This window comes from Duganella sp. Leaf61 (assembly GCF_001421905.1).
Classification (GTDB): Bacteria; Pseudomonadota; Gammaproteobacteria; order Burkholderiales; family Burkholderiaceae_D; genus Rugamonas; species Rugamonas zoogloeoides.
On sequence record NZ_LMLM01000012.1, the window covers coordinates 140085 to 155138 of the forward strand.

The 15054-nt window shown below is 63.3% G+C and carries 11 protein-coding genes; 6 read left to right on the forward strand and 5 right to left on the reverse strand.

Translation table 11 applies throughout. The features are described 5' to 3' along the window. Positions 1-32: 32 nt before the first annotated feature. Positions 33-1316, reverse strand: a complete 1284-nt coding sequence (gene eno, locus ASF04_RS09645; protein WP_019922744.1) for a phosphopyruvate hydratase — start codon at positions 1314-1316, stop codon at positions 33-35. Positions 1317-1469: 153 nt separating this feature from the next. Continuing rightward, positions 1470-3152 (reverse strand): CTP synthase, encoded by a 1683-nt coding sequence (locus ASF04_RS09650; RefSeq protein WP_056140535.1) that lies wholly within the window; start codon positions 3150-3152, stop codon positions 1470-1472. A 179-nt stretch (positions 3153-3331) separates the two neighbouring features. Here ASF04_RS09650 and ASF04_RS09655 point away from each other — a divergent pair, with 179 nt between their 5' ends. From ASF04_RS09655 to ASF04_RS09680, 6 genes are all read left to right on the forward strand, one after another. Next, positions 3332-3757: a PRC-barrel domain-containing protein gene (locus tag ASF04_RS09655; protein WP_056140538.1), complete on the forward strand. Its 426-nt coding sequence runs from the start codon at positions 3332-3334 to the stop codon at positions 3755-3757. Positions 3758-3980: 223 nt separating this feature from the next. After that, entirely contained in the window at positions 3981-6401 is a 2421-nt protein-coding gene (locus ASF04_RS09660) for a TonB-dependent siderophore receptor (RefSeq protein WP_056140542.1), read from the forward strand. 176 nt (positions 6402-6577) lie between these two features. Further along, on the forward strand, positions 6578-7039 hold the full coding sequence (locus tag ASF04_RS09665; RefSeq protein ID WP_056140543.1) for a DUF2844 domain-containing protein: 462 nt from the start codon (positions 6578-6580) through the stop codon (positions 7037-7039). 11 nt (positions 7040-7050) lie between these two features. Then, the gene (locus ASF04_RS09670; protein ID WP_056140546.1) at positions 7051-8820 is read left to right on the forward strand and encodes a DUF3443 domain-containing protein; all 1770 of its coding nucleotides are present in this window, start codon (positions 7051-7053) and stop codon (positions 8818-8820) included. A gap of 73 nt (positions 8821-8893) precedes the next feature. Continuing rightward, positions 8894-10990, forward strand: a complete 2097-nt coding sequence (locus ASF04_RS09675) for a bifunctional 2',3'-cyclic-nucleotide 2'-phosphodiesterase/3'-nucleotidase (protein WP_056140549.1) — start codon at positions 8894-8896, stop codon at positions 10988-10990. A 61-nt stretch (positions 10991-11051) separates the two neighbouring features. Then, positions 11052-11789 (forward strand): tetratricopeptide repeat protein, encoded by a 738-nt coding sequence (locus ASF04_RS09680; protein ID WP_229204992.1) that lies wholly within the window; start codon positions 11052-11054, stop codon positions 11787-11789. 3 nt (positions 11790-11792) lie between these two features. On the opposite strand, the gene coaD is transcribed toward ASF04_RS09680, so the two are convergent. From coaD to ASF04_RS09695, 3 genes are read right to left on the reverse strand one after another with little or no spacing between them, the layout of a single operon-like run. Beyond that, positions 11793-12941, reverse strand: coding sequence for a pantetheine-phosphate adenylyltransferase (gene coaD / locus ASF04_RS09685; RefSeq protein ID WP_056140554.1), 1149 nt, complete (start codon positions 12939-12941; stop codon positions 11793-11795). Positions 12942-12969: 28 nt separating this feature from the next. Beyond that, complete coding sequence (locus tag ASF04_RS09690; RefSeq protein ID WP_056140557.1) at positions 12970-14370, reverse strand: ATP-binding protein; 1401 nt, start codon at positions 14368-14370, stop codon at positions 12970-12972. A gap of 2 nt (positions 14371-14372) precedes the next feature. Continuing rightward, positions 14373-15032 carry a response regulator transcription factor gene (locus tag ASF04_RS09695; protein WP_019922755.1) on the reverse strand — a complete coding sequence of 220 codons (660 nt, stop codon included), beginning with the start codon at positions 15030-15032 and terminating at the stop codon, positions 14373-14375. Positions 15033-15054: the final 22 nt, after the last annotated feature.

Sequence of the window (15054 nt, forward strand, 5' to 3'; positions counted from 1 at the left end):
CGGCCGGGAAGTTCCGGCCGCTCGGTACAGAATTACTTCAGGTTGTAGAAGGCGTCGCGGCCTGGGTAGGAAGCGATGTCGCCCAGATCTTCTTCAATGCGCAGCAGCTGGTTGTACTTGGCCATGCGGTCCGAGCGCGACATCGAGCCGGTCTTGATCTGCAGGGCGTTCAGGCCAACAGCGATATCGGCAATGGTCGAATCTTCGGTCTCGCCCGAACGGTGCGAGATCACGGCCGTGTAACCGGCGCGCTTGGCCATTTCGATGGCCGCAAAAGTTTCGGTCAGGGTGCCGATCTGGTTGATCTTGATCAGGATCGAGTTGGCGATGCCCTTCTGGATGCCTTCTTTCAGGATCTTGGTGTTGGTGACGTACAGGTCGTCGCCCACCAGTTGCACCTTCTGGCCCAGTTCCTTGGTCAGGATCGCCCAGCCGTCCCAGTCGCCTTCGTGCATCGCGTCTTCGATCGAGATGATCGGGTACTTGTCGCACCAGGTGGCCAGCAGGTTGGTGAACTCGGTGGCGGTGAGCGACAGGCCCTCGCCTTCCAGTTCGTACTTGCCGTTCTTGTAGAATTCCGACGCGGCGCAGTCCAGGCCCAGCGCGATCTGGGTGCCTGGCTCGTAGCCGGCTTCTTCGATAGCCTGGATGATCAGCTTGATGGCTTCCTCATGGTTGGCCAGCGATGGCGCGAAACCGCCTTCGTCGCCCACGGCGGTGCTCAGACCCTTCTTGTGCAGGATCTTTTTCAGGGTGTGGAACACTTCCGCACCATAACGCACGGCTTCCTTGAACGACGGTGCACCCACCGGAATGATCATGAATTCCTGGATGTCCAGGTTGTTGTCGGCGTGCGCGCCGCCGTTGATCACGTTCATCATCGGCACTGGCAGTTGCATCGCGCCCGAACCGCCGAAGTAGCGGTACAGTGGCAGGCCCGCTTCTTCGGCAGCAGCCTTGGCCACGGCCATCGACACGGCCAGCATGGCGTTGGCGCCCAGGCGGCTCTTGTTTTCGGTACCGTCCAGGTCAATCAGAGTGCGGTCCAGGAACGCTTGCTCATTGGCGTCGAGGCCCATGATCGCTTCCGAGATTTCGGTGTTGATGTTTTCGCAGGCTTGCAGCACGCCCTTGCCGAAGTAACGCTTCGGATCGCCGTCGCGCAGCTCGATCGCTTCGCGCGAACCGGTCGATGCGCCCGACGGCACAGCCGCACGGCCCATCACGCCCGATTCCAGCAGCACGTCGCATTCGACGGTTGGATTGCCGCGCGAGTCGATGATTTCACGGCCGATAATATCAACAATAGCACTCATTTAATTCTCCAAAGTTAGACGAAACAGAGTCCGCTCGATGCATCTTGCGCGCATGTGCGAGTGAAATAATAACGGGAATATAACCCAGTGCGGGCGCTTATGGCTACACGCGCGCACCGGGCAGACTGCTTTGGTGGAGGCTGCCAGCGCTTTTTACGCCGCCTCTCCTTGTGGTTGACCATCGGCAGGGCGATTGCCGCCAGCAGCCTTGTGAGCCAGTGCCGCCTTGATGTACGAGGTGAACAGCGGATGGCCGTCACGCGGGGTCGATTTGAATTCAGGGTGGTACTGCACGCCCATGTACCACGGGTGGGCGTTGTCGCCGGTGCGTGGCAGTTCCATGATTTCGCACAGGTCTTCGGTCGGCGTACGGGCCGCTACCACCAGTCCCGCAGCTTCCACGCGCGGCAGGTAATGGTTGTTGGCTTCGTAACGGTGACGGTGACGCTCGGTGACCACAGCGCCGTAGATCTCGGCGGCCAGCGTGCCCGGCTTGATCTCGCAGGTTTGCGCGCCCAGGCGCATGGTGCCGCCCAGGTCGGAATTCTCGTCGCGTTTTTCAACCTTGCCGTCCTGGCCTTGCCACTCGTCGATCAGGGCGACGACCGGTTGCGCGGTGTCGAGGTCGAACTCGGTGGAGTTGGCGGTGGTCAAGCCTGCTTTATGGCGCGCATATTCGATCAGCGCCACCTGCATGCCCAGGCAGATGCCCAGGTAAGGGATCTTGTTTTCACGGGCAAACTGCGCCGCCATGATCTTGCCTTCCACGCCGCGCTTGCCGAAGCCGCCCGGCACCAGGATGGCGTCGTACTTGGCCAGGTCGGCGCAACCGGTGGTTTCGATTTCTTCCGAATCGATGTACTCGATGTTGACTTTCGATTCGTTGTGGATGCCGGCGTGGCGCAGCGCTTCGGTCAGCGACTTGTACGACTCGGTCAGTTCCACGTATTTGCCAACCATGCCGATCGACACTTCCGACTTCGGATGCTCGAGCGTGTAGATCAGTTTGCTCCAGACCGACAGGTCGGCCGGCGCAGGGTTGATGTCCAGCGCTTCGCAGATGATCGCGTCGAGGCCCTGGTCGTGCAGCATTTGCGGCACTTTGTAGATGGTATCGACGTCCCACACGGAAATCACGGCCTGCTCTTCGATGTTGGAGAACAGCGAAATCTTGGCGCGCTCGTCGTCGGGAATCGGACGGTCGGCACGGCACAGCAGCGCGTTGGGCGAAATGCCGATCTCGCGCAGTTTTTGCACCGAGTGCTGGGTAGGCTTGGTTTTCAGTTCGCCAGCCGACGCGATGTACGGCACCAGGGTGAGGTGCACGAAGGCGGTGTTCTTGCGGCCGGCGCGCAGGCTCAGCTGACGGGCGGCTTCGAGGAACGGCAGCGATTCGATATCGCCCACGGTACCGCCGATTTCGCACAGGGCCACGTCGTAGCCTTCGGCGCCACGACGGATGTAGTCCTGGATTTCGTTGGTGATGTGCGGGATGACCTGCACGGTTTTACCGAGGTACTCGCCGCGGCGCTCCTTGCGGATCACGGATTCGTAGATCTGGCCGGTGGTGAAGTTGTTCACCTTGCGCATGCGGGTGGAAATGAAGCGTTCGTAGTGGCCGAGGTCGAGGTCGGTTTCAGCGCCGTCGTCGGTGACGAAGACTTCACCGTGTTGCATGGGGCTCATGGTGCCAGGATCGACATTGATGTACGGGTCGAGCTTGAGCATGGTGACTTTGAGGCCGCGCGATTCGAGGATCGCGGCGAGGGAGGCGGCGGCAATCCCTTTACCAAGGGAAGACACAACGCCACCGGTGACGAAGACAAATTTGGTCATTGCAGATGGTGCCGAACGGCACGTGCGGGAAATTGAAATTATATCCTAAAACCGCCAAATCAGCAGCATTGCCCCCTGAAAATTCGGCTTTGACCATGCTGCGCGACTGTGGCAAACCGTACAGACAGCTTGCATAAACAAGATCAGAATGACAACTCACAAATGCACAGGAGATAACCATGAGCTATACCGAACGCGATCCATACGGCATGTACGTGGACAACGGCCGCAAAGGCCCGGGTCCTGAATTGATGGGTGCCGACACCCTGATCGGCGACCACGTGCACAACCTGCAAAACGAACACCTGGGCGAGATCAAGGAAATCATGCTCGACATGCGCACCGGCAAAATCGCCTACGCGGTGATGGCCCACGGCGGCGTGCTGACCATCGGCGAAAAACTGTTTGCCGTGCCTTGGGAAGCATTGACGCTCGACACCGTCAACAAGCGCTTCACGCTCAACCTCGACAAGGAACGCATCGAAAACGCCCCCGGCTTCGACAAGGACAACTGGCCCAATATGGCCAACCAGACCTGGGCGTCGCAAATCGACAGCTACTACGGCACCACCCGCCGCAGCAGCCTGAATTCGCCGATCGACTGATCCCGATGCATCTTTAAACGCATTGGCAGCACCAGCGCGCCCGCCGTACGCGGCGCGCTGAAAACACTTTATTTTGGACTTCAAGCATGGCGATACGTATGACTACGTAGCGATGAAACCTTAAAACAACACTAATAATGTTTGGTCCGCCAAACCGTGAGAAATTCTCATGTTGTTATGAGTAATTTGACTAGAATCAAATTTTGCTCATCGGAGATGCCACGTGTTTGCAGTTACCCATTTGCGTCAAGCCGTCCTGCTCAGCCTGTACGGCGCCTCGACCATCACCGCCCTCGCCTTGGTCCCTGCAGTGCACGCCCAGACCCTCGCCACAGCCGAAGCCGACGTTGCTCCGGCGCCGCTGCAATCGGTGACCGTGGTCGGCTCGCGCCGCGCCACGTCGTCGTCCACCGACACCGTGGTACCGGTCGATCTGATCCCGATGAACAAGCTGGCAGAACAAGGCGGACAGTTCGACCTGGCCCAGACCCTGACCTACATCTCGCCATCGTTCAACTCCACGCGCCAGAGCGGCGCCGACGGCGCCGACCTGGTCGATTCCGCCGCCCTGCGCGGCCTCGGTTCGGACCAGACCCTGGTGCTGGTCAACGGCAAGCGCCGCCACACCACCGCGCTGGTCAACCTGTTCGGTGCGCGCAATCGCGGCAACACCGGCACCGACCTCAATGCGATTCCGATGCTGGCCATCAAGGACGTGCAAATCCTGCGCGACGGCGCCGCCGCCCAGTACGGCTCGGACGCGATTGCCGGTGTCATGGACATCAGCCTCAAGAAGAGCAAGGGCTGCGAAGCGATTGCCGGCTACAGCCAGTACTCGGCCGGCGACGGCGAAAACTGGATGGGCTCGGCCTACTGCGGTTTCGACCTCGGCAACGGCGGCGTGCTGGCCCTGACCGGCGAATACCTCGACCGTGGCCGCTCCAACCGTGCCGAGCCGGACAATCCGCGCATCATCGGCGACACCAAGACCGAGAGCCAGACCATCTACGCCAACGGCGAACTGCCTACTACCGGCAACGGCCGCCTGTACTTCACAGCCGGCGCACAAAAACGCGATGGCTCAAGCGCGGCATTCGCGCGCGGCGGCGTCGGCTCGGACGATATTCCAAGCCGCAACTCCGCTGCCATGTACCCGAACGGTTTCGTGCCGTTCATCAATGCCAGGATCGAGGACCGTACCGCCATCCTCGGCCACCGCATCCAGCTGGGCGAGTGGAACACCGACATCTCGCAGACGTACGGCTACAACAAGATGAAGTACGACATCAGCAACACCATCAATGCCTCGATCGCCAACCTCGACCTGCAGAACGGCGGCCGTGGCGTCAGCGCCAGCCAGTTCAACGCCGGCGGTTTCTCGTTCCAGCAACTGACCACCAACCTCGACCTGAGCCGCTACTACGACGGCATCATGGGCAAGGGCATGAACGTGGCGTTCGGCGCCGAATACCGCCGCGAGGAATTCAAGATCTTCGCCGGCGAAGCCGGTTCGTACATCGACGCCGACGGCGTGGGCAACGGCGGTAACGCCGGCAGCCAGGGCTTCCCCGGCTTCCAGCCCGGCGATATCACCAACGCCAAGCGCCACAGCAACGCCGCCTACCTGGATCTGGAAGCGGACTTCACCGACCGCGTCAAAGGTCAGGCCGCCGTGCGTTACGAGAAATTCAGCGACTTCGGCTCGACCGTAACCGGCAAGCTGGCTGGCAGCATCCGTGTTGCCGATAGCGTGCTGCTGCGCGGTTCCGCCAGCACCGGCTTCCGCGCACCGTCGCTGCAGCAAAGCCATTTGTCCACCACCTTCACCGACTTCATCGGCGGCGTGCCGAAGGAAGTGGTGCTGGCGCCCAATGGCGGCGTGGTGGCCAACGCGGCCGGCATTCCAAAATTGAAGGAAGAAAAATCGACCAGCTTCACGCTGGGCACCACCTGGACTCCTACCCAGGCGATCTCGCTCACGGCCGACCTGTACCACATCAAGATCAAGGACCGCATCGTGCTGTCGGGCCGCTTTACCGCCGACAACTACCCCGACCTGTCCGCGCGCCTGGCCGCGCTGGGCGTGGGCGAGGCGCAGTTCTTCGTCAACTCGGCCGACACCAAGACCCAGGGGATCGACCTGACCGCCTCGCACAAGGCGACCGTGCTGGGCGGCCGCCTGAACACCTTCCTGGCGATGAACGTCAGCAAGACCGAAGTGACCGACGTCCATGCCCCGGCTTCGCTGCGCGGCTTCGAAGACGTGCTGCTGTCGGAAAAGGAACGCCTGTATATCGAGCAAGGCGCGCCGCGCTCGAAATTCACGCTGGGCTTCAACTATGGCCTCGGCGCGTGGGACACCGACCTGAAAATCATCCACTTCGGCCCCCAAACCCTGGGCACCTTCAGCGGCACCGCCGAAGGCGTACCGAACCAGCGCTACAAGTCGAAAACTTCGGCCGACCTGGCGTTTACCTACAACATCAACAAGAACATGAAGCTGACGTTTGGCGGCAACAACCTGTTCGGCGCACGTCCTACCGCGCAGGACGCGGACCAGACCGACAATGGTTTCAAGTACGAGAGCGTGCAGTTCGGTTTGAACGGTACGTCGTACTTCAGCCGCCTGTGGGTCAAGTTCTAAGGGGTAAGTTCCAAACTCGTTGTAGTTTCACCATCATAAAGCCGCCGTCCCCGCCAAGGAATGGCGGCTTTTCAGTTTCATGGCCGAGGTAACGTTTGCTTACATGGCGTTAACGCCATCCAACTTCCTGCCGCAATACACTATACTCATATTTACTCCAAGCAACGGAACATCCCATGCGTCCCGCCATCGTCCTCATGTTTTTCGTCACCGTGCTGCAAGGCGCGCTCGCCTACGCAGCGCTCGGTAGTGCGCCGTCCGATTTCGGCGGCACGCCGGTACGCGCCGCGCGCAGCCTCGCAGCAGCCGGCAATAGCAATGCCAACGCGGTTTATACGGTCAGCCAGAGCACGCTCGACAGCGGCACCATCGTGCGCGAATACACGGACGCGGCCGGCAAGGTGTTTGCCGTCAGCTGGACCGGTCCCACCCTGCCCGACCTGCGTACCCTGCTGGGCAGCAAGTTCACCGCGCTGACCGACGCCACCGGCAGGCGCACCCAGGCCGGCCACTCGCAGCTGGCGCTCAACCAGTCCGACGTGGTGATCGTCTCGAACGGCCACATGCGCTCGTTTGCCGGACACGCCTTCATCCCGTCGGCAGTGCCGGCCGGCTTCGACACCACCACGATAGAGTAAGGAAGTTCCGCATGACCAGCCTGTTGCAACGCGCTCGCGCGGTATTGAACCCTGCCCGCCCGGCCCTGTTTGCTGCTGGCGCCTTGCTATGCGCCGCGCTGACCGCCTGCGGTGGCGGTGGTGGCGATAGCAGTGCCACTACCACTACACCGACCACAACCACGACCACGCCGACTGTCACGGCAGCTGCACCGGTGGTCAGCATCAGCGCCACACCTACCGCCACCACGGTAGGCCAGGTAGTCACCCTGACCTGGAGCGTGAGCAATGCCACCGCCGCCAATTGCACCGCGTCCGATGCATGGAGCGGCACCGTGGCCACCAGCGGTTCGCAAACCGTGACTGCCGGCGCGGCCGGCACCGCGCGCTATGCGCTCACGTGCAGCGGCGTGACCAACAGCACTTCCGTCACCATCAGCTCGCCGCCACCGGCGCCCACGGTCAGCCTGACATTGGCGCCGGCCGCCATCAACACCACCCAGACGTCGGTGCTGAGCTGGTCGTCGGCCAATGCCAGCAGTTGCACCGCCAGTGGCGCCTGGATCGGCAACCGCGCCACGTCCGGCTCGGTCACCGTATCGTCGGCAACTGCCGGCAACATCACCTACAGCCTCACCTGCACCGGCAGCGGCGGCGAGGCCAGTGCCAGCGCGCAGCTGGGCGTGACCGCCGTCCTCAGCAACAGCGTGCCGATCACGGTGGACAACGGTCCGGCCGGCGCCAGCGGCGTGATCAACGTGCCTTACGTGAACGTGACCATCTGCCGTCCCGGCACCACCACCTGCCAGACCATCGACCATGTGCTGCTCGATACCGGCTCCTATGGCCTGCGCGTGCTCGCTTCCGCGCTCGACAGCAGCCTTGCCCTGCCGTCGGTGCAGACCGCCAGCGGCGCCGATGCCGGCGAATGCGGCAAGTTCATCAGTGGCTACACCTGGGGTTCGGTGCGCCAGGCCGACGTCAAGATGGCCGACGAAACGGCGGCCGGCATCTCGGTACAGGTGATCGGCGATACCAATGCCAACTTCGCCGCCACGCCTTCCAGCTGCAGCAGCGCCGGCAACAACCTGGGCTCGATGAGCGCCATTGGCGCCAAGGGCATCCTTGGCGTGGGCCTGTTCAAGCACGATTGCGGCAATGCCTGCGCGCAGTCGGCGATCAGCGGCGTGTATTACGCCTGCACGGCCGGCACCTGCACGTCCAGCGCCATGCCGCTGGCGTCGCAGATCACCAACCCGGTGTCGTCGTTTGCCGTCAACAACAATGGCGTACTGGTGAGCTTGCCGGCGGTGGGCCCGAGCGGACTGACATCGGTCAGCGGCACGCTGGTGTTTGGCGTCAACACGCAAAGCAATAACACGATTGCCAGCGAGACGATTTACAAGGCCAACAGCAGCGGCAATTTCAGCACCACCTACAATGGCAAGACCTATAACGCCAGCTTCATCGACAGCGGCTCGAACGGCTATTTCTTCACCGATCCCGATATCCGCACCTGCTCGGGCGGCGACTTCTTCTGCCCTGCCGCCACGCTGGCGCTGTCGGCCACCAATACGGCGTCGGACGGCAGCGCCACCGGCGTGGTCAACTTCAACATCGTCAACCTGGTGCAACTATCCTCGAGCGTGCGCGCGGCGCAAGTGGGCGGCACGCTGAGCAGCTCGGCGTCGTCAAGCACGTATTTCGACTGGGGCTTGCCGTTCTTTTACGGACGGCGGGTGTTCGTCGTGATGGAGGGCGCGTCGGTGGGCGGTCGCGCCGGGCCGCTGTGGGCGTATTGATCAACTGTCACGGGGCCGTCATGTAATATGGTTAAACTCGCTACCTTGAAATTTAATTACTTCGAGGTATGCGATGAAAACGAATCTGGTGCTGCTGGCAGCAATGACGGCAGCCGGCCTGGCTGGTTGTGGCGGTGAAGCAAACCTGGTACCGCCCGTACAGGAAGGCACGACCGTTGCGCTGGCGTTGATGGAGACCACCGATCTCCACGCCAACGTGATGAGCTACAACTACTACTCGCTGTCCGAGGACACCAGCCTGGGCCTGGAGCGCACCGCCACCCTGGTGGCTGCCGCCCGCGCCGAGAACCCCAACAACATCCTGCTCGACAACGGTGACACCATCCAGGGCACCCTGCTGGGCGACCTGCAGGCAGTGACCAAGCCGGTCGCCTGCAGCGAGACCATGGCCATCCACAAGGCGATGAACGCCATGAAGTTCGACGGTGGCGGCTTCGGCAACCACGAGTTCAACTATGGTCTGCCGCTGCTGAGCCAGATCACCAATACCGACTTCGGCATTCCCGGCGTGAACAAGCCAGCCGGCAACTGCGGCGCGCCAACCTTCCCGCTGGCGCTGACCAATGTCACCGGCGTGGCCAGCGGCAAGCCGATCGTGCAACCGACCGCCCTGCTGCCGCGCACCTTCCGCGCCACGGCGCCCGATGGCAGCGCGCTCGACGTCAAGATCAATATCGGCATCATGAGTTTCGTGCCGCCGCAAATCCTCGAATGGGACCAGAAAAACCTGGCCGGCAAGGTAGCGGTCACCGGCGCCGTGGAAGCGGCCAAACAATACATTCCGGAACTGCGCAGCAAGGGCGCCGACCTGGTGGTGGCGCTGTCGCACGGCGGCCTCGACCCCAGCGCGTACAGCCCGAAGATGGAAAACCCCAGCTACCACCTGGCCGGCACCGGCATCGATGCCCTGCTGATCGGCCACTCGCACCTGATCTTCCCCAAGGGTAAAGAGACTGGCGCGGCCGCGCTGGACGCCTCGTTTGCCGCCTTCCCGGCCGGTGCCAAGATCGACGCTGTCAACGGTTTTGTCAATGGCGTGCCGACCGTGATGGCACAAAGCTGGGGCCGTCGCCTGGGCATCATCAAGCTGACCCTGGTGTACCAGGGTGGCAAGTGGGTGGTGCAACCCGCCAAAACCAGCGTGGAGTCGCGTGGTTTCAAGTACACCGACGGCAAGACCAACGTCGCTGCCGATCCGGCTATCGCACCGCTGGTGGCCACCGAGCACGCAGCCACCATCGCCTACGCCAGGCAGCCGCTGGGCGTGGCCACCGACTTCGAGATGTCGTCGTATTTCTCGCTGGCGGGCGACGTGACCGCGATCCAGCTCGTCAACCAGGCGCAACTGGACTACGTGAAAAATTTCATCGCGACCAGCACCGACGCGACGATTGCCAGCTACAAGAACATCCCGGTACTGTCGTGCAGCGCGCCGTTCAAGGCCGGCCGCAACGGGCCGTCGGACTTCACCGATGTGGCGCCAGGCGCCACGCCAGCCGCGCCGGTGGGCCTGCAAGTACGCAACCCGGGTGACCTCTATTTGTACAGCAATAACAACCTGCAGGCGGTCAAGATCAAGGGCGCGGACCTGAAGGCATGGCTGGAAACGTCGGCCAAGCAATTCGGCGCCATCAACCCTGCCCTCACCACCGAGCAGGACCTGGTGCCGAGCTACGCCACCATCTACAACTACGACGTGTTCTACGCCGAGAACAATGCGCTGACGTACCAGATCGACGTCACCAAGCCGGCGGGCAGCCGCATCGTCAACCTGGTGTACCTGGGCAAGCCGGTCGCCGACAGCGACGACTTCATCGTCGCCACCAACGACTACCGCGCCGGTGGCGGCGGCGCCGTGCCCGGCATCGACGGCAGCAAGACCATCATCAAGTCGCCGGACGCCAACCAGACCGTGGTCAGCAACTACCTGGCGGCGCGTGGCAAGGCTACCGGCAAGGTCAGCCTAGTCGATAACGGCAGCGCGCGCAGCTGGAGCTTCGTCAAGGTGGCCACCGCTGGCCCGGTCATCCTGCGCTCGGCGCCGGGTCACCTGGGCCTGGCGAAAAGCGCCGGCATCACGGCAGTCACGGCCGAGGGTGGCCTCGACGCCAGCGGCTTTGCCAAGTATGCGATCGATCTGAGCAAGTGATGTTGTCCCCGGGCCGGCCGGTGCCGGCCCGTTAACCGTGCTAACCATGCGAGGTGCAACGATGAAAACTTATCCGGGTGCGATGCTGCTGGCGATCGTGGGTTCGGTATGGCTGTCGGGCTGCCAGATGCAGCGCGAGAAGCCCACTGATGCCCAGATCGAGGTGGTGGGCATGAAGGCCATCCAGGAAGCGGACGCCAGCGCCGAGCGCAAGCTGATGTCGTGGTCGCAGCAAAACCTGCCAGTGGCGCAGCGCGAACTGGCGCTGGTGTACCAGCAGCGTCCGCAACAGCGCAAGGACGCGCTGCGCCTGTTCGAACAGGCCGCGCGCGGCGGCGACATCGAAGCCGCGTACGAGCTGGGCGAGATGCTGCGCACCGGCGTGGTCAACGTGCCGCCGCAACCGCTGGCCGCGTCAAGCTGGTACACGCAGGCCGCGCAACAGGGCCACGCGCGCGCCGCGCTGGCGCTGGCGCTGCTGTACAAGAACGGCACCGGCGTCGCCCGCAACGATTTGCAGGCGGCGCACTGGCTGCAAACGGCCAGCGATGGCGGCAATCCGCACGCGATGTTCCTGCTGTCGTACTTTTACCGCGACGGCCAGGGCGTGCCGCAAGATGCCGCCAAGGCACGCGCGCTGCTGGAAGAATCGGCCGAACACGAATATCCGCCCGCGATCCAGGAACTGGCGATGACGGTGGAACTGGGCGACGAACACAGTCCCAGGGACCTGCACCGCGCCAGCCACCTGCTCAAAGAAGCCACCGAGCACCGCCATAACAACTGGAACCGCTTCTAGTTCTTATTCGCCGGCCAGGCGCGCCATTTCGCGCTCCATGTTGTCGATGGCGCGGTCGTTGTACTGGTCGGCAAAATACGGGTCGCAGAACAGCTTGTTCGCTTCGGCCTTGCGGCACAGGTGCGCCAGCGCGCCGGCACGCTGGCGGCGGTATTCGTCGTCGGCCAGGTGCGCGTATTCCTGCCGGATGGCTTGTGCATAGTTCTGATAGACCTCGTCGTCCTGGCCCAGGATGGCCAGGTCCACGCTCAGCAGCACGGCCTTGAGCGGATGCTCGATCGACGCTTCCTGGAAGTGGTCGGTGGCGCGGATCAGCGCGGCGGCAGGGTCCATTTCCTGGCCCAGGTGGCTGCCCAACCAGAGCTGGGCGCTGGCTTCCTCGTTGCTGGGCGCGCCGGCCTCGCGGCCGTGTTCGTACTCAGCGTCGTGGAACCAGAACGCCTGCTTGACGATCTCGATATCGAGCGCGGACGGCTTGGTGTTGGCGGCCCAGGCGCGAATCTCCGACAGGCCGTGTACCAGGTGGTCGAGGTTGTGATAGTGGCGCGCCATGCCGCCATACGCGGTGGCGCCGGTCAGCCGCGCGAACCAGGCGTCGGCGTGGTTGATGGCCGACTCATCGGCCTGGGCGTAGTCCCACAGCAGTTCCCACTCGTTGCGCAGCCAGCCCAGCACCCAGGCGTGGTAGGCCGGACCCGGCACAAATGTCTTCATGATCCAGTTCCAGCCAATCGGACCTTCCAGCGCCTTCACAAAACTCGAGCTGACTGAACCCAGGTCGCGCGGAGGCATGACGAAAATCGTCTTGGCGCCTTGCAGCACATCGACATTGGTTTGCTGGATCAAGTTTTCGTAGTCGAAATCGGCGGTGGTGCGGATGCCGCGGATCAGGTATTCGGCGCCGTGCTTGCGGGCTGCGCGGGCCGTGTAGTCGCCGCGCACGATCACCACCTGCACATTGTTCCAGCCCTGCTCGGCGCAGCTGAGCGCGATGATGCTCTTGCGCTCCTCGGCCGTGAACTTGGGTTTCTTGGCGGTGTTCTCGGACAGGAACACCACCACCTCGTCCGCCATCGACCGGGCTTCGTTGATCACCCACATGTGGCCGTTGGTGATCGGGTCCAGGGTTCCCGAGAATCCGATTTTTTTCATGGTGCCGTCCGCATATCAAAACGGCATTTTAGACCGGCGTGGGCCTCGCCGTCTCGGGAAAATCGATTTTGATCTTGAGCCCGCCCAGCCGCTCGGAGCTGTCGAGCGTGAGCACGGCGCCATGGCGCTCGGCAATCGACTTGATGATCGCCAGTCCCAGGCCGCTACCGCCGGCCTGGCTGCCGGGCACGCGGTAGAAGCGGCTGAACACGCGCTCGCGCTCGTCCGGCGGAATGCCGGGCCCGGAATCCTCGACGCTGAGCAGCACCCGGCCCGGCCCGGCCACGCCCTTGACCTTGGCTTCGGCAGGAATGCGGCGCAGCTCGATATCGACGGTGCCGCCAGCCGGCGTGTACTTGATGGCGTTATCGACCAGGTTGCGCATCAGGATGATCAGCGCGTCGGGCTGGCCGTCAACGGCCACATCGTCGGCGTGCTCGAGCCCCAGATCGATCTGGCGCGCCTGCGCCAGGCCCGCCATGTCGCCCAGGGTGCGCTTGACCAGGTCGGACAGGTTGACGCGATCGAGCCGTACATCATCGACCGAGCCTTCCTGGCGCGCCAGCACCAGCAACTGTTCCACCAGCCGCGTGGCGCGTTCGATGCCGGCCGTGACGCGGCCAATGGCCACGCTGCGCGCCGCGTCATCCTGCGCCCGCTCCAGGCTCAGCACCTGTAATTTCAACGCGGCCAGCGGCGAGCGCAGCTCGTGCGCGGCGTCGGCCACAAAATGCTGCTGCGCCTCGAAAGCCGTGCGCACGCGCCCGAACAGTAAATTGAGCTCGTGCACCAGCGGCAGCACTTCGTCCGGCAAATCGTTTTCGGACACCGGCGACAAATCGTCGGCCTGGCGCGCCGCCACCTGACGTTTGACGCGCGACACCGGGGCGAGCGAGCCGCTGACCACCCACCAGACCACCAGCATCAGGATCGGCGCCATCACGGCAATCGGTCCCACCGTGCGCAGGGCCAGGGTACCGGCCATGCGCTGGCGCACCGCCATGTCCATGGCGACCTGCACGGTCTGGTTACTGGTTTGCACCGAGAAAATCCGGTACGTGGTGTTGTTGGCCTTGACGTTGGAAAAGCCGAGCACGGCGCGCTGCGGCAGCGCCGCCCGCGATAGCGAGCGGAACACTTGCGCGCCGTCCGGGGTCCACACCTGCACCACCAGGTCGTCATTGCCGGGATCGGGCGAGGCGTCGGCAGCCTTGTTGGTGAGCGTGGCGCTCGAGCGCAGCGACATCGCCATCTGCTGCATGTGGTAATCGAAAATCTGGTCGGCGTCGCTGAGCGCGCTGCGATAGGCGATGGCCGCCTGGGCAATCGCCGCCATGGTGATGGCTGCCAGCAGGAACCACAGCAGGCGTCCGCGCAGCGAGTGCGTGACCACCGGCACCCGTGGCATCGGCGGCAGCTTCACCTTCATTCTCATAGCTTGGGCACCATGTAGCCGAGGCCGCGCACGTTCTGGATCAGTTCGGCGCCAAGCTTCTTGCGCAGGCCGTGGATATACACTTCCACCGCGTTGCTGTTGACTTCATCCTTCCAGCTGTACAGCTTTTCTTCGAGCTGGTGGCGCGACAGCACGATGCCGGGCCGGGCAATCAAGGCCTCCAGCACGGCCCATTCGCGCGCCGACAGGCTTACCTGCTTGCCATCGGCCAGCACTTCGCGGGTTTGCGGATTGACGCTGACGCCGCCGTGCTCGAACACCGGCTCGGCGCGCCCGGCCGAGCGGCGCAGCAAGGCGCGGATGCGCGCCAGCAGCTCGTCGAGGTCGTACGGCTTGAGCACGTAGTCGTCGGCGCCGGCATCGAGGCCGGCAATCCGTTGTTCCTTGGCGTCGCGCGCGGTGGCCACCAGCACGGGCGTGAGTTCCTTGCGCGCGCGCATCGAACGCAGCACCTCGAGGCCATCCTTGCGCGGCAGGCCGAGGTCGAGCAACACCAGGTCGTAGGTTTGGGTTTGCAGCGCGGTGTCGGCCATGTCGCCGTCCTTGACCCAGTCCACAGCGTAGTGCTCGGCGCGCAAGAGGTCGAGCACTACTTCGCCGATCATGGTGTCGTCTTCTACCAGCAGAAGTCGCATGGTGTGTTCCTTTTCTTGTTGT

Excerpts from the sequence above, each read along its gene's own strand:
- eno (WP_019922744.1), bottom strand. The coding sequence starts at position 1,316 with ATGAGTGCTATTGTTGATATTATCGGCCGTGAAATCATCGACTCGCGC.
- ASF04_RS09655 (WP_056140538.1), top strand. The coding sequence starts at position 3,332 with ATGAGCTATACCGAACGCGATCCATACGGCATGTACGTGGACAACGGC.
- ASF04_RS09665 (WP_056140543.1), top strand. The coding sequence starts at position 6,578 with ATGCGTCCCGCCATCGTCCTCATGTTTTTCGTCACCGTGCTGCAAGGC.
- ASF04_RS09680 (WP_229204992.1), top strand. The coding sequence starts at position 11,052 with ATGAAAACTTATCCGGGTGCGATGCTGCTGGCGATCGTGGGTTCGGTA.
- ASF04_RS09695 (WP_019922755.1), bottom strand. The coding sequence starts at position 15,032 with ATGCGACTTCTGCTGGTAGAAGACGACACCATGATCGGCGAAGTAGTG.
- ASF04_RS09690 (WP_056140557.1), bottom strand. The coding sequence starts at position 14,370 with ATGAAGGTGAAGCTGCCGCCGATGCCACGGGTGCCGGTGGTCACGCAC.
- ASF04_RS09670 (WP_056140546.1), top strand. The coding sequence starts at position 7,051 with ATGACCAGCCTGTTGCAACGCGCTCGCGCGGTATTGAACCCTGCCCGC.
- ASF04_RS09675 (WP_056140549.1), top strand. The coding sequence starts at position 8,894 with ATGAAAACGAATCTGGTGCTGCTGGCAGCAATGACGGCAGCCGGCCTG.
- ASF04_RS09650 (WP_056140535.1), bottom strand. The coding sequence starts at position 3,152 with ATGACCAAATTTGTCTTCGTCACCGGTGGCGTTGTGTCTTCCCTTGGT.
- coaD (WP_056140554.1), bottom strand. The coding sequence starts at position 12,941 with ATGAAAAAAATCGGATTCTCGGGAACCCTGGACCCGATCACCAACGGC.